Source organism: Ciceribacter sp. L1K22, from assembly GCF_017599385.1.
In the GTDB taxonomy this organism is placed as follows: domain Bacteria; phylum Pseudomonadota; class Alphaproteobacteria; order Rhizobiales; family Rhizobiaceae; genus Allorhizobium.
Genome location: NZ_JAGFPK010000002.1, coordinates 571,038 through 591,606, shown reverse-complemented (window position 1 = coordinate 591,606; position 20,569 = coordinate 571,038). Strand labels below are relative to the sequence as shown.

16 protein-coding genes and 1 riboswitch are annotated in these 20,569 nt (G+C 62.2%); of the genes, 5 read left to right on the top strand and 11 right to left on the bottom strand.

All coding sequences use genetic code 11. The features are described 5' to 3' along the window. Positions 1-32: 32 nt before the first annotated feature. From J5J09_RS20745 to J5J09_RS20720, 6 genes are all read right to left on the bottom strand, one after another. Entirely contained in the window at positions 33-2,042 is a 2,010-nt protein-coding gene (locus J5J09_RS20745; protein ID WP_208554129.1) for an acetyl/propionyl/methylcrotonyl-CoA carboxylase subunit alpha, read from the bottom strand. Next, complete coding sequence (locus tag J5J09_RS20740) at positions 2,039-2,623, bottom strand: HXXEE domain-containing protein (protein ID WP_208554128.1); 585 nt, start codon at positions 2,621-2,623, stop codon at positions 2,039-2,041. The genes J5J09_RS20745 and J5J09_RS20740 overlap by 4 nt, the downstream gene beginning before the upstream one ends. Positions 2,624-2,648: 25 nt before the next feature. Further along, a complete protein-coding gene (locus J5J09_RS20735; protein WP_208554127.1) occupies positions 2,649-3,062 on the bottom strand; it encodes a hypothetical protein in 414 nt (137 codons plus the stop codon). 3 nt (positions 3,063-3,065) lie between these two features. Then, the gene (locus J5J09_RS20730) at positions 3,066-3,443 is read right to left on the bottom strand and encodes a hypothetical protein (RefSeq protein WP_208554126.1); all 378 of its coding nucleotides are present in this window, start codon (positions 3,441-3,443) and stop codon (positions 3,066-3,068) included. 11 nt (positions 3,444-3,454) lie between these two features. Continuing rightward, the gene (gene yghU / locus J5J09_RS20725) at positions 3,455-4,366 is read right to left on the bottom strand and encodes a glutathione-dependent disulfide-bond oxidoreductase (RefSeq protein ID WP_208554125.1); all 912 of its coding nucleotides are present in this window, start codon (positions 4,364-4,366) and stop codon (positions 3,455-3,457) included. A 134-nt stretch (positions 4,367-4,500) separates the two neighbouring features. Further along, positions 4,501-6,033 carry an acyl-CoA carboxylase subunit beta gene (locus tag J5J09_RS20720; protein ID WP_208554124.1) on the bottom strand — a complete coding sequence of 511 codons (1,533 nt, stop codon included), beginning with the start codon at positions 6,031-6,033 and terminating at the stop codon, positions 4,501-4,503. A gap of 148 nt (positions 6,034-6,181) precedes the next feature. Between J5J09_RS20720 and J5J09_RS20715 the strand changes: the two genes are divergently transcribed. From J5J09_RS20715 to J5J09_RS20700, 4 genes are all read left to right on the top strand, one after another. Then, entirely contained in the window at positions 6,182-7,591 is a 1,410-nt protein-coding gene (locus J5J09_RS20715) for an XRE family transcriptional regulator (protein ID WP_208554123.1), read from the top strand. Positions 7,592-7,666: 75 nt separating this feature from the next. After that, positions 7,667-8,827 (top strand): enoyl-CoA hydratase/isomerase family protein, encoded by a 1,161-nt coding sequence (locus J5J09_RS20710; RefSeq protein ID WP_208554122.1) that lies wholly within the window; start codon positions 7,667-7,669, stop codon positions 8,825-8,827. Continuing rightward, on the top strand, positions 8,769-9,779 hold the full coding sequence (locus tag J5J09_RS20705) for a ligase-associated DNA damage response exonuclease (RefSeq protein WP_208554463.1): 1,011 nt from the start codon (positions 8,769-8,771) through the stop codon (positions 9,777-9,779). The genes J5J09_RS20710 and J5J09_RS20705 overlap by 59 nt, the downstream gene beginning before the upstream one ends. Further along, complete coding sequence (locus J5J09_RS20700) at positions 9,779-11,383, top strand: cisplatin damage response ATP-dependent DNA ligase (RefSeq protein ID WP_208554121.1); 1,605 nt, start codon at positions 9,779-9,781, stop codon at positions 11,381-11,383. The genes J5J09_RS20705 and J5J09_RS20700 overlap by 1 nt, the downstream gene beginning before the upstream one ends. Positions 11,384-11,430: 47 nt before the next feature. Here the strand turns inward: J5J09_RS20700 and J5J09_RS20695 are convergent, their stop codons facing one another. Both J5J09_RS20695 and J5J09_RS20690 read right to left on the bottom strand, forming a co-directional pair. Continuing rightward, positions 11,431-12,516, bottom strand: coding sequence for a hybrid-cluster NAD(P)-dependent oxidoreductase (locus J5J09_RS20695; RefSeq protein WP_208554120.1), 1,086 nt, complete (start codon positions 12,514-12,516; stop codon positions 11,431-11,433). A 1-nt stretch (position 12,517) separates the two neighbouring features. Then, on the bottom strand, positions 12,518-13,762 hold the full coding sequence (locus J5J09_RS20690) for an aromatic ring-hydroxylating dioxygenase subunit alpha (RefSeq protein ID WP_208554119.1): 1,245 nt from the start codon (positions 13,760-13,762) through the stop codon (positions 12,518-12,520). Between the two features lie 99 nt (positions 13,763-13,861). Continuing rightward, positions 13,862-14,058, bottom strand: a riboswitch (cobalamin riboswitch). A 182-nt stretch (positions 14,059-14,240) separates the two neighbouring features. Here J5J09_RS20690 and J5J09_RS20685 point away from each other — a divergent pair. Further along, positions 14,241-15,386, top strand: a complete 1,146-nt coding sequence (locus tag J5J09_RS20685; protein ID WP_208554118.1) for an alpha/beta fold hydrolase — start codon at positions 14,241-14,243, stop codon at positions 15,384-15,386. A 7-nt stretch (positions 15,387-15,393) separates the two neighbouring features. Here the strand turns inward: J5J09_RS20685 and J5J09_RS20680 are convergent, their stop codons facing one another. Genes J5J09_RS20680 through J5J09_RS20670 form a run of 3 tightly spaced genes read right to left on the bottom strand, consistent with a single transcriptional unit; the run spans position 15,394 to position 20,535 of the window. After that, positions 15,394-16,908: an aldehyde dehydrogenase family protein gene (locus tag J5J09_RS20680; protein ID WP_208554117.1), complete on the bottom strand. Its 1,515-nt coding sequence runs from the start codon at positions 16,906-16,908 to the stop codon at positions 15,394-15,396. 1 nt (position 16,909) lies between these two features. After that, complete coding sequence (locus J5J09_RS20675) at positions 16,910-17,395, bottom strand: (2Fe-2S)-binding protein (protein WP_208554116.1); 486 nt, start codon at positions 17,393-17,395, stop codon at positions 16,910-16,912. Continuing rightward, positions 17,392-20,535, bottom strand: a complete 3,144-nt coding sequence (locus J5J09_RS20670) for a molybdopterin cofactor-binding domain-containing protein (protein ID WP_208554115.1) — start codon at positions 20,533-20,535, stop codon at positions 17,392-17,394. The genes J5J09_RS20675 and J5J09_RS20670 overlap by 4 nt, the downstream gene beginning before the upstream one ends. Positions 20,536-20,569: the final 34 nt, after the last annotated feature.

Genomic DNA, 20,569 nt, shown 5'->3' with positions numbered 1-20,569 from the left:
ACTGCGAACCGATCCATTCCTGCACTTGGCGATTAGCCTTCGAACTCCATGATCAATTCATCCACCGCCAGGCTCTGGCCGGGCTTGACGACGATTTTCTTCACGGTGCCACGGCGTTCGGCCTTCAGGATGTTCTCCATCTTCATTGCCTCGACCGTGGCAAGCGCCTGGCCCGCCTCGACCGTCTCGCCCTCCTTGACAGCAACCCCGGTGATGACGCCCGGCATCGGGCAGAGCAGCATCTTGGAGGTGTCCGGCGGCAGCTTTTCGGGCATCAGTTTGGCGAGTGCCGCGACACGCGGCGAGCGGACGCGAGCGGTCATATCCATGCCACGCCAGCGCAGCCTGATGGCCGGGCCCTTCAGGTCAACCTTAACGGAGAGTGTGTCGCCACCGATGTCGACATGGGCGAGTGTCTGACCCGGTTGCCAGTTGGTGGCGATCACAAGCTCGTTGCCGGCCTCGAATACGACGCGGGTATTGCCGGTGCCTTCGGTAATAGCCAGTGCATGGTCGCCACCGGCGAGATTGACAACCCAGTCCTCGCCAAGCTTCCGCGCGTGGTTGCCGATCGTGCCCGAGATCTGGATGGCGCGGGCCTGAAGGCGGTGGTTGATCACGGCGGCAATAGCGGCGAGCTTTTCCGCCGAGGCCGAATCCGGCGTTACACCGGTAAAACCGTCCTTAAACTCCTCGGCAATATAGGCCGTGGTGATCTTGCCGGAGCGGAAACGCTCTTGCTGCATAACGGCGGAGAGGAAGGGCAGATTGTGGCCGATGCCTTCGACCTCAAAGCTGTCCAGCGCCTCGCTCATCGCGTCTATGGCTGCAAGGCGATCAGGCGCCCAGGTGCAGAGCTTTGCGATCATCGGGTCGTAGTACATCGAGATCTCGCCGCCTTCGAAAACGCCCGTGTCGTTGCGAATAACGGTGCCTGCGGCGGTCGTGCCCTCTGCCGGCGGGCGATAGCGGGTGAGGCGGCCGATCGACGGCAGGAAGTTGCGGTAGGGGTCTTCGGCATAGAGCCGGCTTTCGATCGCCCAGCCGTTGAGTTTCACGTCGTCCTGGCCGAAGCTCAGCTTCTCGCCGGCGGCGATGCGGATCATCTGCTCGACGAGATCAAGCCCGGTGATGAGCTCGGTCACGGGATGCTCGACCTGCAGGCGCGTGTTCATCTCGAGGAAGTAGAACTTGTTTTGCCTGCCATCGACGATGAATTCCACCGTGCCGGCCGAGTGGTACCCGACAGCCTTGGCGAGCGCGACAGCCTGCTCGCCCATCGCCTTGCGGGTGGCAGGATCGAGGAAGGGCGAGGGGGCCTCTTCGATGACCTTCTGGTTTCGCCGCTGGATCGAGCATTCGCGCTCGCCGAGATAGAGCGTGTTTCCGTGCTTGTCGCCGAGCACCTGGATTTCGATATGGCGCGGTTCGGTGACGAATTTTTCGATGAAGATGCGGTCGTCACCGAAGGAATTCTTCGCCTCGTTCTTCGACGACTGGAAACCTTCGCGCGCCTCATCGGCATTCCAGGCAATGCGCATGCCCTTGCCGCCGCCGCCGGCGGACGCCTTGATCATCACGGGATAGCCGATCTGGTCGGAAATCGTCACTGCCTCGTCGGCATCGGCAATCAGGCCCATATGGCCGGGCACCGTCGAGACGCCGGCTTCGGCTGCGAGCTTCTTCGAGGTGATCTTGTCGCCCATGGCCTGTATCGCATTCACCGGCGGGCCGATGAAGGTCACGCCCGCCTTTTCCAGCGCTTCGGCAAAGGCGGCATTCTCCGAGAGGAAGCCATAGCCGGGATGAACGGCATCGGCGCCTGTTTGCCTGATCGCTTCGAGGATCTTGTCGATGACGATATAGGACTGGTTGGACGGAGCCGGGCCGATGTGAACCGCCTCGTCAGCCATCTCGACATGCAGCGCATTGCGGTCGGCGTCTGAATAGACGGCGACCGTCTTGATGCCGAGCTTCTTCGCGGTCTTGATCACGCGGCAGGCGATTTCGCCGCGGTTGGCGATAAGGATTTTCTGGATCATCGAACGACTGTTCCCCCGTTGTGACGACGACGGTTGCTGAAGACAAAGGCCACGATGGCCAGATGGATGAGCACGGCGCTGGCGATGCCAAGGGCGTGGTGGCCGAGGCTGACACCCGGCTCGGCGGCCACAACCATCAGGGCCCAGAGGCCGACCGGCAGGAAAAGCAGGACGGCAGTGATCAGGCCCGGATTGGATCTCCTCATCCGGATCGTAGGGCCGATATGCACAAGGGCGTTGACCAGCGTCAGATATACGCCGATTAAACCGAAACCCACGCCAAACAAAGTAGCCAGCCAGATCGACAGAGCATTGACGCCCCATACGCCCGGAACGTTGATCACAAAAATCGCAACGTCGGAGAGGACGGTTTTGCCTCCACCGATCTCAGCATTGATGAAGCGCCCGAAGCGCCCGTCATCATGCTCCTCATATTGATGGATCATGTAGATCGGAAGCTGCAGGAAGACTGCGATCATCGCAACCGACCAGCCGGACAGGAACAGGGGGCAGAGGGCAAGGAGCAGCACGGCGGACAGCGCTCCACCATAGACCCAGTTGCCATAGAGACGATCGAGCATCGCATTTCCCCGTCCATCTTCCCCGCTATTCCCTGATCTTCCTCTTCAAGCCCTTGGACACGCTCTGCTCGTCCTTCACCTCGCCGAAGGCTTCGGGAAAATTCTTGCGGGCGAGCGGCTCGTTGATCTTCAGCTTGGCGAAGTAGGATTGTGGATCGAAGCCGCGTTCGGCGGCGACCACCTCCCGGCCGAAGAGACGGCACAGACGTTCGCCGTCGAGATTGCCGCGCTCGAAGGGTTCGGTGCCGAAAGCCTGCCAGAGCGCCTGGACGAAGCCAATGTCGGCAAGGGCCACCGTCTGGTCCATCGTGCGGTGGCGCGGCCAGTTGCTGAGCGGGGTGACCTTCGGGTTTGCACGACGCAGGGTGTATTGCCATTGCGTGCCTGGCAGGCCGAGTGGAAAGCCCTGGTGTTTCGGCATGAGTGGTTCCTTCGCCATCCGTCAGACCTCGAACACGTCGTCGAAGGATTCGGGGAAGTTCTGCCGGGCGACCTTCTCGTCGATGACAAGCATCGCCTCGTATGACAGCGGGTCGAAATCCTTGTCTGCGGGGACCACCTCGCGGCCGAACAGCAGGCTCAGTCGAGCTGCATCCAGGTTGCCGCGCTCAAACGGCTCCGATCCGAAGTGATGCCAGAGCGCATGAAGGAAGGCGGCGTCGATGCGGTGTTCCTTGGTGCCCGGCCGCGCCTTGCGCGGCAGGGCTTTCAGGGGCGTGACACCCCTGGGATTGGCGCGGCGGATGGTGAACTGGACGCCGGTGCCCGGCATGCCTCCCGGAAATCCGCGATGTTTGGTCATGTCGGGCAGGTTCGCCATCCGCGTTCTCCTTACGCCTTGCCGATCTTGTCCTGCGTCTTCGTATCGAAGTCGGAGGCGTCGTGGCGTTCGTGCAGTTGTTCGGACGGGTCGCCCGAGGTCTTGTTGACCATGACGCCGCGCTTGACAGCGGGACGGGCGGCGATCTGCTTGGTCCAGCGCTGAACGTTCTTGTAGTCATCGACGGACAGGAACGTGCCGGCATCGTCATAGGCGCCATGCAAGGCGATGCGGCCGTACCACGGCCAGATTGCCATGTCGGCGATAGTATACTCGCTGCCGGCCATGAACTCGTTGTCGGCCAGATGACGGTCCAGCACGTCGAGCTGGCGCTTTACCTCCATCGCATAGCGGTCGATGGCGTACTGGATCTTCATCGGCGCGTATGAATAGAAGTGCCCGAAACCGCCGCCGAGGAAAGGGGCGGAGCCCATCTGCCAGAACAGCCAGTTGAAGGTCTCGGCGCGGGCGCGCAGATCCGTCGGCAGGAAGGCGCCGAACTTTTCGGCCAGATAGGTCATGATTGAGGCGGACTCGAACAGGCGGATCGGCTTGCCGCCATCCTTGGGCGCGTGGTCCATCAGGGCCGGGATCTTGGAATTGGGGTTGACCTCGACGAAGCCGGACCCGAACTGGTCGCCCTTACCGATGTTGATCAGCCAGGCATCATATTCAGCGCCGGAATGGCCGGCGGCAAGCAGTTCCTCAAGCAGGATCGTTACCTTCTGGCCATTCGGCGTTGCCAGCGAGTAGAGCTGCAGCGGATGCTTGCCAACCGGGCGCTCCTTCTCGGTCTGGGCACCGGCGGTGGGGCGGTTGATGCTGGCGAAGGCCCCGCCGTTGCCGGGCTCCCAGGTCCAGACTTTCGGCGGCACGTAGCCGGCGGGCAGGTTCTTCTCGGGCGGAAATTTCGAGTCGCTCATGGAAATCGGTCCTTTCTCGGTCCACGAAATTGCGTGACGTACCCCATATAGGTGGCTGTCGCTGCAATAGTTCGATCCGACCTCCCTTTTATCCGTCAACTCAAAATTATTCAGCCGTCGTTTCCGCTCCGCCTCTAGAGCGGTATGGTATCGTGTTTCTTCCAGTGCGTGCCGACCTGCTTGTTGCGCAGGCTGGCAAAGGCCCGCGCGATTCGCCGACGTGACGAGTGCGGCATGATCACCTCGTCGATGAAGCCGCGTTCGGCGGCCTTGAACGGGTTGGCGAAGTTGACTTCGTATTCATTTGTTCTCGCCGCGATCTTCTCGGGGTCGGAGAGTTCCGAGCGGTAAAGGATTTCGGCTGCCCCCTTGGCGCCCATCACAGCGATTTCGGCGGTTGGCCAGGCATAGTTGATGTCGGCGCCAATATGTTTGGAGGCCATAACGTCATAAGCGCCGCCATAGGCCTTGCGGGTGATCAGCGTGACCATCGGCACGGTCGCCTGGCTGTAGGCGAAGAGGAGCTTGGCGCCGTGCTTGATGACCCCGCCATATTCCTGGGCGGTGCCAGGCAGGAAGCCCGGCACGTCGACCAGCGTGAGGATCGGAATGTTGAAGGCATCACAGAAGCGGACGAAGCGGGCCGCCTTGCGTGAGCTATCGATGTCCAGGCAGCCGGCGAGCACCATCGGCTGGTTGGCGACCACGCCGACGGTCTGGCCCTCGATGCGGATGTAGCCGGTGATGATGTTGCGGGCGAAAGCTTCCTGAATCTCGAAGAAATCACCCTCGTCGGCCAGCGCAAGGACAAGTTCCTTCATGTCGTACGGCTTGTTCGACGAGTCGGGGATTAGCGTATCGAGACGGTTTTCGACCCGGGCGGGATCGTCGTGGAATGGGCGGACTGGCGGCTTTTCGCGGTTGTTCAGCGGCAGGAAGTCGAAGAGCAGGCGGACCTGTTCCAAGGCTTCGATATCGTTCTCGTAGGCGCCATCAGCGACGGAGGATTTTTTCGTATGGGTCGAGGCGCCGCCGAGCTCTTCCGCCGTGACGATCTCGTTGGTGACGGTCTTTACGACGTCCGGGCCAGTGACGAACATGTAGGAGCTGTCGCGGACCATGAAGATGAAGTCGGTCATGGCGGGCGAGTAAACGGCACCACCGGCGCAGGGGCCCATGATGACGGAGATCTGCGGGATGACGCCCGAGGCGTCGACATTGCGCTTGAAGACGTCGGCATAGCCGGCCAGCGAGGCCACACCCTCTTGAATACGAGCGCCACCTGAATCGTTGAGACCGATCACGGGGGCGCCCACCTTCATCGCCATGTCCATGATCTTGCAAATCTTCTGGGCATGGGTTTCCGACAGCGAGCCGCCGAGCACGGTGAAATCCTGGGAGAAGACATAGACCTGACGGCCGTTGATCGTGCCCCAGCCGGTGACCACGCCATCGCCCGGCACTTTCTGGTCTCCCATGCCGAAATCGACGCAGCGGTGAGTGACGTACATGTCGTATTCTTCGAAGCTGCCCTCATCGAGCAGAACGTCGATGCGTTCGCGCGCCGTCAATTTGCCCTTGGCGTGTTGCGCGTCGATGCGGCGCTGGCCGCCACCCAGATGGGCCTCGGCCCGACGGGCGGCAAGCTGATCGAGTACGGCGCGCATGTTTCCTCCCGACATCCCAAAAGCCTTTCCAAAGAGGTTTTACCCTCTCGATTTCTGCAGATATCCGGCCCTGTTGGCAAAGAAAATGATTGAACAGGTGCAACTGCGGAATTATAAATTTGCGAAGTGTAAATTGCGAAATTGCAAAATGGCTGTCGGCAAGCTCTTCATCGGTCGCAAGGTGCGGGAAATCCGCCAGACGAACGGCGCCACGCAGGGGCAGTTCGCCGATATGATCGGCATTTCGACCAGTTATCTCAATCAGATCGAGAACAACCAGCGGCCGGTCTCGGCGGCCGTGCTTCTCGCTCTGGCGGAGAAGTTCGGGATCGACATCACCGCGCTCTCCAGCGGCCAGGACGATCGGCTTCTTTCGGCGCTGAGCGAGGCGCTTTCCGATCCGCTTTACGAAACCTATTCGCCGAGCTTGCAGGAGTTGAAGCTCGTCACGCAGAACGCGCCGGGCTTCGCCCATGCGCTCATCGCCAGCCACCAGGCCTATCGCCGCGCCAGCGAGCAGATTGCCAGCTTCGACGACCGGCTGGGGGGCGTGGCGCCGGTCGAGCCGACGCCCTATGAGGAAGTGCGGGACTTCTTCCATTTCGTCGACAACTATATCCACGAGATCGACATGGCGGCGGAGGCGCTTGCCGGACGGATTTCGATCGGCGGTGGCGACAATCATGCGGTGCTGGTGTCCTATCTCGAAAGGGAGCATGGCGTCCGGGTCGCGCGCGGCGAGGCGGCGGACGAGACGCTGAGGCGGTTCGATCCCAAGACGAAGGTACTGACCCTCAACCGCTATGCGCCAGCCGCGACCCGCGACTTCCAACTGGCGCTGGTCATCGCCCAACTTGCGGCCGCCGACGGTATCGCCGCAGTGCTGCGGCAAGCCGCTTTTCGCACCGAGGAGGCGCAGGAAATCTGTCGCATCGGCCTGCACAATTATTTCGCCGGCGCGTTGATCCTGCCCTATCGGCTGTTCCTGGCCACTGCGCGCGAGTTGCGGCACGACGTGGAACTGCTTGGCGCCCGCTTCGGCGCTTCGCTGGAGCAGGTCTGTCATCGCCTTTCGACCCTGCAACGCCCGGGACTGAAGGGTGTACCGATCTTCTTCGCCCGTGTGGATCGCGCCGGCAACATCACCAAGCGCCACAGCGCCGCCAAGTTGCAGTTCGCGCGCTTTGGTGCCGCCTGTCCGCTCTGGAACGTGCACCAGGCCTTCGAGACACCGGGGCGGATCATCAGGCAGATGGCCGAGACGCCGGATGGGGTGCGGTACCTTTGTCTTGCGACGCAGGTGAACAAGGGTGCAGGCGGTTTCCGGACGACACATCCCAGTTACGCGCTCGCCTTTGGTTGCGAGATTTCCTACGCCGATGCCTTCGTCTACGCCGATGACCTCGATCTTGGCAACCGCGCCGGTTATGACCCGATCGGCATTTCCTGCCGGATCTGCGAGCGGACGAAATGCGCGAGCCGCGCTGTGCCGCCGATCAAGCGGAAGCTTGTGGTCGACCACACGGTGCGCCGGGCGATGCCCTACGACATCGTCTGATCAATCGACGAAAGTGGCGCTTGAACGAGGTGCCCCATACGCTTCAATCCGCATCAAGCATCACGGAGAAAGATCATGGACGAAGCGCCTGTTGTCGTCACGAAGGAAGGTTCTCTGGGCATCATCACGCTCAACCGACCGAGGGCGCTCAACAGCCTGAACCTGGAAATGGTGCATATCATGGACGCCGCCTTCGATGATTTCGAAGCTGATCCGGCTATCGCGGCGATCCTGATCACCGGGGCGGGGGAGAGGGGGCTTTGCGCCGGCGGCGACATCCGCATGGTGCACGAGAGCGGCAAGGCCGCGGACGGACAAGGTTTGCGGTTCTGGTGGGCAGAGTACCGCATGAATGCGCGCATTCCGCACCTTTCGAAGCCCTATGTCGCTTTCATGGACGGGATCGTGATGGGCGGCGGCGTGGGGGTCTCGGCCCATGGTAGCCATCGGATCGTGACCGAGCGTTTGAAGCTCGCAATGCCCGAAACGGGGATCGGCTTCTTTCCCGATGTCGGCGCAACCTGGCTTCTGACGCGGAAAGCCGGGGAGCTGGGCACCTATCTCGGACTGACCGGCGAGATCATCGGCGCGGCGGATGCGATCCTTGCGGGGCTTGCTGATTTCTGCGTTGCCAGCGATCGGTTACCGGAGCTTCGCGGCGTTCTCGCGGCACTTTCTTCCGATTCAGGGAGAGAGGAGGTCGATGAGGTTATGCTGAGGTTCGCGACCGATCCAGGAACGCCTACGCTGGCTGAGCACGTGGATGTTATCGACCGCGCCTTTGACTTCGACACCATCGAGGACATCCTTGCCGCCCTGGATCGCGAACCGGGCGAGTTCGCCGCGAAGACCAGGGAGCGGCAGCTGGCGCGGTCGCCAACCTCGCTGAAGATCACAGTGAGGATGTTGCGGCTGGGGAGGGCGAGTGCCAGCCTGGAGGAGTGCATCAACCGGGAATTCGCCGGTTCGGCGGCTATTCTCGATCTACCGGATTTCTATGAGGGCGTGCGCGCGGCGGTGATCGACAAGGACTGCAATCCGCGCTGGTCGCCGGACAGGATCGAGGCGGTCGCCGAAACGGACCTCGAGCCGTTTTTTGTGGCCCATCCGGACCCGCCATTTCCGCAAGTTGAGGCAGCTTGCAAAGCTTCAATACGCCCCTATCTTCAAAAGCATGATCCGCCCTTCGGAACTGCTGATCCCGACTCCCGCGGGTCTCTATTGCCCGCCCGGTGATTTCCATATCGATCCGGTTCGTCCCGTCGGGCGCGCCGCGATCACGCATGGACATTCGGACCATGCGCGGTCCGGACACGCGAAGGTGCTTGCAACGACCGAAACGCTCGACATCATGGCGATCCGCTACGGCTCGGATTTCACCGGCGAAAGACAGGCGATCGGCTATGGCGAGACGGTCGACATCAACGGAGTCCGGGTTTCCTTCCATCCGGCCGGGCATGTGCTGGGCTCGGCGCAGATTGCCGTCGAGCACAAGGGGCTGAGGATCGTCGTATCAGGCGACTACAAGCGACGCTCCGATCCGACCTGTGCCACCTTCCAGGTGGTTCCTTGCGATGTTTTCGTTACCGAAGCGACATTCGGGCTGCCGGTCTTCACGCATCCGCCGGATGCCGAGGAGATCGGCCGGCTTCTGCATTCGGTAGATCAGTTTCCGGAGCGCACTCATATCGTCGGCGCCTATGCGTTGGGCAAGGCGCAGCGGGTGATCGGGCTGTTGCGAGATAACGGGTACGACAAGCCGATCTACATTCATGGCGCGCTTCAGAAACTTTGCGACTACTACCAAGGACTCGGTATCGATCTTGGTCCGCTCGAACCGGCGACTGTCGATCGGGGTGGGCGGGATGACTTCGCAGGCTCGATCGTCATAGGTCCACCATCGGCCTTTGCTGATCGCTGGGCACGGCGGTTCGCTGATCCGATTTCATGTTTCGCCTCGGGCTGGATGCGAATCCGCCAGCGGGCAAAGCAGCGTGGCGTGGAATTGCCGCTCATTCTCTCCGACCATTCCGACTGGCCGGAACTTACGCAGACGATCCGGGAGACGGGCGCCTCTGAGGTTTGGGTCACCCATGGCCGCGAGGAAGCGCTGGTGCGCTGGTGCGAGCTCAACCAGATCCGGGCCAAGCCGCTGCACCTCGTCGGCTATGAAGACGAGAACGAGTGATGCGCGCCTTTTCCGAACTGCTCGATCGCCTGGTCCTCACGCCGTCACGCAACGGCAAGCTGACGCTTATGGCGGATTACTTCTCCTCCACTCCGGATCCCGATCGCGGTTACGCGCTGGCGGCGCTGACGGGCGGGCTCGATATCGTCGGTATCAAACCGGCGGTTATTCGCGGGCTGGCGATGGAGCGGATAGACGAGGTGCTGTTCGGCTACTCGTATGATTATGTCGGCGATCTGGCCGAGACGGTGTCGCTGATATGGCCGGACGATGCGGGCGTAGATGACCGGGCTGAGCCAAAACTCGCCGAGGTCGTGGAAGCACTCCAGTCGACATCACGGAACGCCGCACCGGCAAAGTTCGTGGGCTTCATGGACGCGCTCGATACATCGGGCCGTTATGCGCTGATCAAGCTCATGACAGGCGGCATGCGCATCGGTGTCTCGGCGCGGCTCGCAAAACAGGCGCTTGCCAATATGGGAAGTGTCGACGTTACCGAAATCGAGGAGCTATGGCACGGGCTGGAACCGCCCTACCTTGAGCTTTTCGCGTGGCTCGAAGGCCGGGAGGCGAAGCCGGTCAGTGCCGCGGCGGCGCTTTACCGCCCGGTCATGCTCGCCAATCCGCTGGAGGCAGGCGACTATGAACGCATCACCACGGACGATTACCGCGCGGAGTGGAAATGGGACGGCATCCGCGTTCAGGTCTCGTCGGAAGCCGGCGTCCAGCGGCTCTACACCCGCACCGGTGACGACATCTCCGGCACGTTTCCGGACCTGCTCGGCGCTATCGATTTCGAAGCGGTGCTGGACGGGGAATTGCTGGTAGGCGTGCCGGGCGAGCATGTCGGCACCTTTTCCGACCTGCAGCAGCGGCTGAACCGGAAGACGGTTCCCGACAAGCTTATCAAGCAGTATCCGGCTTTCGTGCGGCTCTATGACCTGCTGATGCTCGACGGCAAGGATACCCGTCAGTTACCTTTCGATGAACGACGCAAACTGCTGGAAGCTTTCGTCGACGGGCTCGACCGGAGCCGCTTCGACCTGTCGCCCCAGGTCTCCTATGCCGATGTAAGCGATCTCGACCGGCAGAGGCTTGCGCCACCGCATCCGGTGATCGAGGGTGTGATGCTGAAACACAAGGACTCGGCCTATGTCGCGGGACGACCGAAGGGGCCGTGGTTCAAGTGGAAGCGCGATCCCTATACCGTTGATGCCGTGCTGATGTATGCGCAGCGCGGTCACGGCAAGCGGTCGAGCCTCTATTCGGACTTCACCTTCGGTGTCTGGGACGAGGGCGAAGACGGGCTACAACTGGTCCCTGTCGGCAAGGCCTATTTCGGCTTCACCGACGAGGAGTTGCGGCAGATCGACAAATATGTGCGCGACAACACAATCGACCGCTTCGGACCGGTGCGCTCGGTACGGGCGAACCGCGAGACGGGGCTGGTGCTGGAGATCGCCTTCGAGGGGCTCAACCGGTCGAGCCGGCACAAGTCCGGCGTCGCCATGCGCTTCCCGCGCATTTCGAGGCTGCGCTGGGACAAGCCATCCGCCGAGGCGGATACGCTTGACAGTCTGAAGGCACTGCTTTCAGACGCCTAGCCTGCTACACAAAAAACGCCGGGACGCCCGGCGTTTTCATATCGATCTCAGGCCTCGATCTCGACCTCGCCGAGAGGCCGCGAACAGCACGCGAGGATGTAGCCTTCGTCGATCTCGTCATCGAGAATGCCGCCATTGTGGTTCATCTCGACCTGCCCGGAAATCTTCATGACCTTGCAGGTGCCGCAGAGGCCGGATTCGCAGGCCGCGCCGATGCGGACGCCGCTGGCACGGGCCGCCTGCAACAGCGTATGCCCCGGTTCGCAAAGGCCGGTCTTGCCGGACATCGCAAAGACGACCTTCGTTGGCTGGGCGCCGTCCGAATGGTCGGCGACGACGACCGGCGGTTCCGGCTTCACCGGCTGGAAGGCTTCCTCGTGATAGTTCTTCATGTCGAAGCCGGCACCGGCCAGTGCCTCGCGGACCGTCGCCATGAAGGGTTCGGGGCCGCAGCAGAAGACGGTCCGGTCGAGGAAATCGGGCGCCAGAAGCGCGATCTTTGCCTTATCGATGCGGCCCTTGAGCCCCGACCAGAGCTGGCCGCGACCGAGCTGTTCTATGATCAGGCCAAGCGTGAAGTTCGGCATTTCCCGCGCCTTGGCCTCAAGCTCCCAGCGAAAGATGATGTCATCAGGCGAACGGGCGCAGTGCAGGAAGGTGATGTCGCTATCGGGAGCCCGGTCGCTCATGTCGCGGGTCATCGACATCATCGGCGTAATGCCGGAGCCGGCGGAGACGAACAGGTATTTCCGGCCGGGATGCTTTGCATAGGAGAAGTCGCCAAGCGCGCCGATCGCCTTCAGCCGCATGCCGGGCTTCAGGTTGTCGAACATCCAACGGGTGCCGATCGACTCCTTCTGCGCCTTGACCGTCACTGCCACCGTGTAAGGCCGTGACGGACTGGAGGAGAGCGTGTATGTGCGCATCACCGGCTCGGGGGCCACAGGAATTTCGAGCGTCACGAACTGGCCCGGAAGGTAGCGAAACCACAGGCCGGAACGATCCGGCCTGAAGGTGAAGGTCATGACGTCAGGTGCTTCCGGCGTGACGGCGACGCATTCGAGCATGTGCTCCCGGTCCGACCAGGGGCGCATCTCGTCGACATGGCGATAGCTGGGGACTGCTATGTTCATGTCAGGCCACCGCGGACAGGCGGGACGTATCGCCCTGCAGACGGTTGATCATGAAATTGGAATACCATTCGACGAACTGCATGACGCCACCCTCGTGCTCGACCGAATACGGACCAGGCTCATAGGCGGGGGAGCGAATGCCGAACGCGTTCTCCTCGACGATCGCGCGGTCCTGATCGTTGGTCATGTTCCAGACATGGGTCAGTTGATCGACGTCGTAATCGACACCTTCGACGGCGTCCTTGTGTACCAGCCATGTGGTGGTGACGGCGGTTTCCTCGGCCGAGAGCGGAAGGACGCGGAAAGAGATCGCGTGGTCGCCGAGCATGTGGTTCCACGTCGTCGGGTAGTGGAACAGCAGCATGGTGCCGATGCGCGAGATCTTTACGTCGTCGGAGAGGGGTCTGCGAACGGCTGGCTTGCCGTCCATGGTGTAGCTGACCGCGTCCTGAATGAGGGGCATGCGGGCGACGCGAAACTGGCCGGTCGGGTCCATCCTGAATTCGCTTGGAAGGCCACCGTCCTCGCAGTGTTTCCAGTGTTCGGCGATGAAGGGATCATCCTTCGCGCCCTGAACGCCTGTGGCGGTCGGTGCTTCCGGATAGGTGCGGCAAAGTTCCGGATGGTTGCCGGCGCAATGGTAGCATTCGCGGTTGTTTTCCCAGACGAGCTTCCAGTTGCCCTTTTCGATGATCGTCGTCCGGGCGGCGACCTTCGCCTCCCAGAGGCGGTGCGGCGCCATGTAGGGCTCGATGGTGGCGCGGACGGGTGCGAAGTCAGTCGGCTCGTTGGCAAGGCAGATGAAAATGTAGCCGGCGACGCTTTCGCAGGCGACCGGCTTCAGCCCGAATTCAGACTTGTCGAAGGTCTCGCCCATCTGGCGTGCGAAGACAAGCGAGCCGTCAAGGTCGTAAGTCCACTGGTGATAGGGACAGACGAGCTTGGCGGATGCGCCCTTGTCCTGCGTGCACACGCGGTGGCCACGGTGGCGGCAGGTGTTGTGGAAGGCGCGGATAACGCCGTCCTTGCCGCGCACGACGACGACGGGATAATCGCCGATCTGGACGGTGAAATAGTTTCCGGCGCGCGGCACTTCGCAGTCATGGCCGATAAACAGCCAGTCGCGGTACCAGATCGTTTCCATATCGAGCTTGAAATAGTCCGGATCGATGTAAAAGGGCTGCTCGAGGGAGAAGCCTTCCCGGCGGTTCTTCAACTGCCGCAACACAGTATTCTGCAAGTCCATGTCTTCGTCCTCGTTTAAAAATGGACGGTGGACGAGCAGGACTGAACACGTGCGCAAACGCACGTGCCCGACCTGTCCCCGACCGCCCACCGCGATCGTAATGAACTTATCTCCCGAGGCTGGTTTCCGGGCTCTGGAGCATCCTTGCGGACCAAACCGACGCCTTCCCAGGACTCCTCCCAGTGGCAATTTGCCGGTTCTTCACTCCACCACCGTTGCGGGGGCAGCGCCGGATTCTGACCGGCTTCCCAATTCTCCGCCCGTGTCCGGACGGCACCTCCTGTGATTGACAATAGAGCAGTTTTGCAGCGCACCCAATGCGGTGTTCGCGACGCGTCTCTGCTGGATTCGCGACACGGTCGCTGTCGTGTGATAAAGGGTAGCTTGACCGCCGGCCTGGGGCCTTGCCCTTCACTGTGAGGATGGTATTCAGCGCATCTGGGCGGGCCCACAAGCTGTTGGTGAAAGAGCAGTCAACATGACGTTTTCAGGTGGCGCCCGGCGCATCACTCTTGTTCGCGCCTTTCAGTTCGTCTTTGGCCTTTGCGCGGTGTTATCGCTAACCGCCTGTGCCGGCAGACCGGGGCCGGAGGCGCTGAGCCTGTCTCAATCGGCGCTGCCGGACACCAAGCAGGTCACCGTCTACGTCGCCACCACGCGCGAGAACAAGGAAGGCCTCGGATACACCGACGGCAAGGCACCCGAACTGAATTTTGCGGCTTATACCGTATCGGTTCCTCCGGGGCACAAGGCGGGCGAGATCGAGTGGCCGAAAGGCGGTAATCCCGATCCGGCCAAGACATTTGCAGTCACGGCGCAACGGACCTTGTCGGCGGACGAGTTTTACCGGGAAGTGGGCAATCAGGCCAAAACCGAAGCTTCGGATGGCACCGATGTCGGTGTATTCGTGCATGGCTTCAACTTCAATTTTCAGGAGTCTCTCTTCCGCGTGGTGCAGATGTCGGCCGATGCCAATGTCGAGGGCGTGCCGGTGCTTTTTGCCTGGCCTTCCCAGGCGGCGGTGACCGGTTATCTTGCCGACAAGGAATCCGTGACGTATTCGCGGGACTATCTCGCCGAGACGCTGACGCGTTTGACGGCCGGTCGCGGCAAAGGCCGGGTGCTTCTCTTCGGACACAGCATGGGTGGCTGGCTCGTGGTCGAGACGCTGCGGCAGTTGAAGCTGAGCGACCGGTCCGACGTGCTCGCAAAACTCAACGTCATGCTTGCGGCACCCGACATCGACGTCGATGTGTTCCGGCAGCAAATGGCAGTGATAGGTCCCATGTCGCCGCCGTTGACGATCCTGGTTTCCAAGGACGATCGGGCGCTGCAGGCGTCGCAGTTCCTGACCGGCAACGGCCGGATCGGCGCTCTCGACGTTGCCGATCCGGTGGTCGCGCAGGTGGCGGAACGAGAGAAAATCCTGCTCGTCGATGTGTCGGGTATCTCGCCGACCAATCCGCTGAACCACGATCGTTACGTCCAGCTTGCGGCTCTCTATCCGAAGCTCACCGCCGAACGGCAGGATCTGAGCAGCGTCGGCGGCTTCATCCTCGACGTCGCGGCCAACACCGTCTCCAGTCCGTTCCGGCTGGTGAAACTCGCGATCACGCCGCAATAGCCATTTGTCAGATGACCGCGCACACCGTCTTGGTTTCCAGGTAGTTTTCGAGACCCTGGGCGCCGTTCTCGTATCCCCAGCCGGACTGCTTGTGTCCGCCCTTGGGTAGTTCGGGCGAGAAATAGGAATGGCAGTTGATCCAGATCGTGCCGGCTTTGACGCTGGCGGCAAGGCGGTGCGCGGCGGAGAGATCCTGCGTCCAGATGCTCCCAGCCAGACCGTAGGGGCTGTCGTTGGCGTAGATGATGGCTTCCTCCACGTCGTCGAAGGGCGTGACAGCGACTACCGGGCCAAAGATTTCCTCGCGCATCAGCCGCATGTCCGGCCGGACCGATGTCACGACGGTGGGTTCGAAAAAGGTGCCGAACTCACCGTCCTGCCGGCCTCCGGCTGCGATGTGAGCGCCTTCGGCGGTACCCTCGTTGATGAAGTCCGCCACGCGGTCCGCCTGCTTGCGGTTGACGAGGGGTCCGAGATCGGTGGATTCATCCAGGCCGTGGCCGAGCTTCAGGGCGCTGGCAGCTTTCGATACTTTTTCGACGACTTCCTCAAAGATTTTGCGATGGGCATAGACGCGTGAGCCGGCGACGCAGACCTGGCCGGAATTCGAGAAGATGCCGCGCGCGATGCCCGGGATCGCCAGCGCCATGTCCGCGTCGGGCATCACGATCGCCGGCGACTTGCCGCCGAGCTCGAGCGTCAGTTTCTTGAGGTTGCCCTGGGCGACCTTGACGATCAGCTTGCCGACCTCGGTCGACCCCGTAAAGGCCATCTTGTCCACATCGGGATGAGCTGTGAGGGCCGCACCCACGGTTTCTCCGAAACCGGTGACGAGATTGACCACACCTTTCGGCAGTCCCGCCTCGATCATGAGTTCGACCAGCCGGCTTGCTGTCAGCGAGGTTTCCTCCGCGGGTTTCAGAACGACCGTACAACCGGCGGCGAGCGCCGGTGCCAGCTTCATGGCCGCCATCAGCATGGGCGAATTCCAGGGTGTGATTGCAGCCACGACTCCGATCGGCTCTCGGGTCGTATAGGCGAAGATCTGCTTGCCCTCGGGCTGGTAGGCGATGGACGTCGGGATGGTGGTCCCCAATATCTTCGTGCAAAAGCCGGCGTAGTAGCGAAACTGTTCGGCCGAAGCCGGAATCTCACCGAAGCGACCTGTCTTGTAGCTCTTGCCCTGGTCCAGCGTTTCGAGCTCCGCCAGTTCCTCGACATGCGCCTCGATCAGTTCGGCGATCTTCCAGAGTAGCTTGCCGCGGGCCGACGGGGTGAGGCCTTTCCATTCGTGGGAACCAAGTGCGGAGCGGGCGCTGGCCACGGCCGCGTCGACATCGGTGGCCGTTCCTCCGGCAAGCTCGGCAAGAAGCTTCCCTGATGCCGGATCGAAGGTCTCGAAGGAGCCGCCGTCGGACGCGTCCCGCCAGGTACCGTCGATGAATAGCTGCTTCCTACGCTTAGCGAGAAAGGCTTTCGCGCCTTCGGTGCGAGGCTCGGAGTTGGTGATGGCGATCGTCATGTCAGTCTCCGTTGGCGCGAGATTGCTCGCGAACGCGGCGGGCGGCATTCAGCGCTCCGCGAATGATGGAATGGTAGCCGGTGCAGCGGCAGATATTGCCTTCCAGCCCGGCGCGGATGTCCGCTTCCGTCGCATCCGGCTTCTCGTCCAGAAGGGCGGTCAAGGCGATCGTGAAGCCCGGCGCGCAATAGCCGCACTGGAAAGCGTTTTCCTCTTCCAGTCCCGCCACAATGGCAGCACCGAGCGCGTGGCTTTTCAAACCCTCGATGGTGACGATCTCCGTACCGTCGATCTGGAAGGCCATGAGAAGGCAGCCGTTCACCGCCTTGCCGTTCATCAGCACGGTACAGGCGCCGCAACGACCTATAGAACAGCCGACCTTTGTGCCGGTCAACGAAAGGTGGTCGCGCAGGATGTCGGCAAGGCGGATGTCCGGCGCGCAGTCCAAGACGACGGGCTGACCGTTCAAATGAAAGCGTGTCGTCATGCTCTCACCGCCAAGGCTTCGAGAATCGCTTCGGGCGGGACGGGGGTCACGGCGGGCGAATAGCCGATCGCTGAGGCCACGGCATTGGCAATCGCCGGCGTGACCGCGCCGATGCCAAGCTCGCCGGATCCCCGGGGGCCGAGGTCATCGTCCGCATCCAGTCCCTCGAGCGCGAAGATTCTCATGGTTTCCGGGGTGTCCTGAATACCGGGCAGCATGTACGTGTCGAGGTTGGCGGTGAGATAGCCGCCATCGCGCATCGGGGTGTCCTCCGTCAGGGTAAAGCCCAGCCCCTGCACGGCACCACCTTCGAGCTGGCCAAGATAGGCGGCGACGTCCATGACGGGACCGGCGGCGGAGTGCTGGTGGAGGTCGAGAACGCGAACCTGCCCGGTGACGCGGCTCACCGCGACGCGGGCTATCGTGGCGCCGAATGCGAAGATGTAGCGGGCATTGGCCGTCGGATAATCGGTCTTCGGAAATTCGTAGGCGACCGTCACGTTCGGTAGATCGGCTTCGGGGATGGCCGCTGCAAGCTCGCGGTAGGAGACCAGGACGGTACCACTGTTTGAGCCGCGTTCGGCCAGTCCGCCGGGCGCGAAGACAAGCGTATCGGGATCGCGATCGAGCAGCCGGCCTGCCGCGGCGCGGACTTGCCGCGAAAACTCCGGCGCCGCCCTTCTCGCGGATTCCCAGACGACATAGGTGCCGCGGGAGGCTGTGGTGGAACCGGATTCGGGAGCTAGCGCGGTGTCCCCAAAGGTCGCTTTCACATCCTCGCGAGCGCAGCCGAGTTCGGCGGCGACCGTCGCCCGGATCAGGGGCAGCAGTCCTTGACCCATTTCATCCAGACCGTAGGCTCCTTCGATAAAACCGTCTGAAGTCAGTGCCAGACGTCCACCGGCGGGGTCCGGTACAACCGAGCCCAGGCCGTTGCCCTGGTAGTTCATGGCCATGCCGGTGCCGATGATCCATTCTCCGTCCTCCGAGGTTCCCTGAGCCTTGCGCCAGAGTTCCGAAGCCGAGGCGGCCTGAAGCATCTCGGCGATGCGCTCCGATTTCGAGACCACTTGTCCGAGATAGCCTGGCGTTCCGGCGGACCGGAGATTGCGGGCGCGAATTTCCGTGGGTGACAGTCCTGTGAGTCGCGCCAGACGATCCATCTGGCACTCAACGGCATAGTTCATCTGGTTGGCGCCGAAGCCGCGGAAGGCGCCGCAGGTGCCGTTGTTGGTACAGGCCAACCGTCCATGGGTGGACACGTTCGGCACCGCATAGGGACCGGTCGCGTGTTCGAGCGCTGTTTCCAGCACGCCGGGGCCAAGGGATGCGTAGGCTCCGGCATCGGCGAGGACCTCTACCTCCTGCGCAAGCAGAAGACCATCTGCATCGCATGCTGTCTTCATCCGGATGGTCATCGGATTGCGTTTCTGGCCGGCGAGCACGGACTCCGAGCGGGACAGTTGCAATCGGACGGGCTTTCCCGATTTCAGCGCCAGCAAGGCCAGCGCCGGCTGGACCGACAGTTCGTCCTTGCCGCCGAAGGCGCCGCCCGTGGGCGAGGTGACGACGCGGATCTTTTCCTCAGGCATTGCCAGTATCCGTGACAGCTGCAGCCGGTCGCGACCACCGTGCTGGCCACCGACAAAGACGTTGAGCGTTCCGTCTGATCCCACGAAGGCGTAACCGCCTTCGGTTTCCATGAAACCGTGCATCTGGCGCGGGGTGACGTAAGTCTCTTCCAGGACAAACGCTGCAGTGTCGAAGCCGACCAAAACGTCGCCACGGCGGAAGAACAGCTCCCGTTGCAGATTGCCACCATCATGAACAAGCGCGGCATTTTCGGCGAGCGCTGCCTCGGGGGTGTCGACGAGCGGCAGCGGCTCGTATTCCACTTTGATCAGCGTAAGTGCTTTTTCTGCCGTCTCCGCGTCCAGGGCTGCCACCGCCGCCACCGGATCGCCCTTGTGGCGGACCTTGTCGTGACAGAGCGCCGGCTGGTCCTGGATGACAATGCCGAAGGCGTTCGATCCTGCGATATCGCGATGGGTGACAACAGCGACGACCTCCGACAGGGCTTCCGCGGCAGTCGTGTCGATGGAGAGAATGCGGGCGTGTGGAAGGCCTGCCCGCAGGATGCGACCGACGAGCATGCCATACTCGCGCTTGTCCGTGAGGTAGCCGAGCCTGCCGCGTATCTTGTCAGCCATGTCCGGCCGTATGTGCCAGCGGTTGCCCTGTCGCGCGCGGGAAAGCACGATTTCGCTGTCCAGCGGCTCTGGTTGCGGAAGCGGGGTGGTCGGATGTATCGAGCGTATCGGAGGCAAGGGGCCTCCCAATCCATGAACAAGTGCGTTTGCAGCGACGCGGCGACGGTAGCTCCCGGAGCGGAAATCGTCGTCCGGAGCGGCAATGGTGTCGAGCAGGCAGGCGTGCAACGCGGCCCAGTCGATGGAGCCTGCGTCTGCTCCTGCCAGCATCTCTTCGGCCTCGGTCAGGCGAGTGACAGGAACGACGCCTCCGCCGACCGCAAACCGCGGGTCGGCGACATGTCCTTCGTGAAGACGGAACCGTCCCGCGACGTTTATCACACTCGGCGTGAAGGCGGCGCGCAGGCCCACTTTGCGGAATGTATAGCGTTCACGCGATAGCTGCGGACGGAGGTGAATCGCAACGAGAACAGCGGCTTGAACCACTGGCGCGGCAAGCCATTCTGCCAGCGTGCCTCTTTCCGTTCCGTTCGCGGTTGCGACTTCGAGCTCCGCATCAAGTGCCAGCAGCGCCGGGAGCAGGCAGCCGTTTCGCCCGCAGATATTGCCGCCGATTGTCGCGAGATTGCGGACTGTCGGTCCGGCGACAATCTTGAAAGCCGAATGGAGAAGCGGCAAATGGTCGGCTATGGCTTTTTCGCCGATAAGGTCTGCGAGGGTGCACAGCGCCCCGATGCGGATCGAGTCCCCTTCCTGCGAGATTCCCCGCAATTCGGGCAGGTTCGCAAGAGTGATCATCGTCGACGGTTTCGGCAGGCCCCTGGCCCATTCAAGCTGCAGCGCCGTACCGCCGGCAATCAGACGGCTGTCGGGATCGGATGAGGTGATGCCGAGTGCCTCTTGAAGGGAGGCGGGTTTCAATACGCGCATGCGGCCCCTTTCCTTCGGAAGGTCACAAGCTGCC

Bases quoted from the DNA above. Each gene is read 5' to 3' on its own strand.
- J5J09_RS20745 (WP_208554129.1), bottom strand. From the start codon at position 2,042: ATGATCCAGAAAATCCTTATCGCCAACCGCGGCGAAATCGCCTGCCGC.
- J5J09_RS20740 (WP_208554128.1), bottom strand. From the start codon at position 2,623: ATGCTCGATCGTCTCTATGGCAACTGGGTCTATGGTGGAGCGCTGTCC.
- J5J09_RS20735 (WP_208554127.1), bottom strand. From the start codon at position 3,062: ATGGCGAAGGAACCACTCATGCCGAAACACCAGGGCTTTCCACTCGGC.
- J5J09_RS20730 (WP_208554126.1), bottom strand. From the start codon at position 3,443: ATGGCGAACCTGCCCGACATGACCAAACATCGCGGATTTCCGGGAGGC.
- yghU (WP_208554125.1), bottom strand. From the start codon at position 4,366: ATGAGCGACTCGAAATTTCCGCCCGAGAAGAACCTGCCCGCCGGCTAC.
- J5J09_RS20720 (WP_208554124.1), bottom strand. From the start codon at position 6,033: ATGCGCGCCGTACTCGATCAGCTTGCCGCCCGTCGGGCCGAGGCCCAT.
- J5J09_RS20715 (WP_208554123.1), top strand. From the start codon at position 6,182: ATGGCTGTCGGCAAGCTCTTCATCGGTCGCAAGGTGCGGGAAATCCGC.
- J5J09_RS20710 (WP_208554122.1), top strand. From the start codon at position 7,667: ATGGACGAAGCGCCTGTTGTCGTCACGAAGGAAGGTTCTCTGGGCATC.
- J5J09_RS20700 (WP_208554121.1), top strand. From the start codon at position 9,779: ATGCGCGCCTTTTCCGAACTGCTCGATCGCCTGGTCCTCACGCCGTCA.
- J5J09_RS20695 (WP_208554120.1), bottom strand. From the start codon at position 12,516: ATGAACATAGCAGTCCCCAGCTATCGCCATGTCGACGAGATGCGCCCC.
- J5J09_RS20690 (WP_208554119.1), bottom strand. From the start codon at position 13,762: ATGGACTTGCAGAATACTGTGTTGCGGCAGTTGAAGAACCGCCGGGAA.
- J5J09_RS20685 (WP_208554118.1), top strand. From the start codon at position 14,241: ATGACGTTTTCAGGTGGCGCCCGGCGCATCACTCTTGTTCGCGCCTTT.
- J5J09_RS20680 (WP_208554117.1), bottom strand. From the start codon at position 16,908: ATGACGATCGCCATCACCAACTCCGAGCCTCGCACCGAAGGCGCGAAA.
- J5J09_RS20675 (WP_208554116.1), bottom strand. From the start codon at position 17,395: ATGACGACACGCTTTCATTTGAACGGTCAGCCCGTCGTCTTGGACTGC.
- J5J09_RS20670 (WP_208554115.1), bottom strand. From the start codon at position 20,535: ATGCGCGTATTGAAACCCGCCTCCCTTCAAGAGGCACTCGGCATCACC.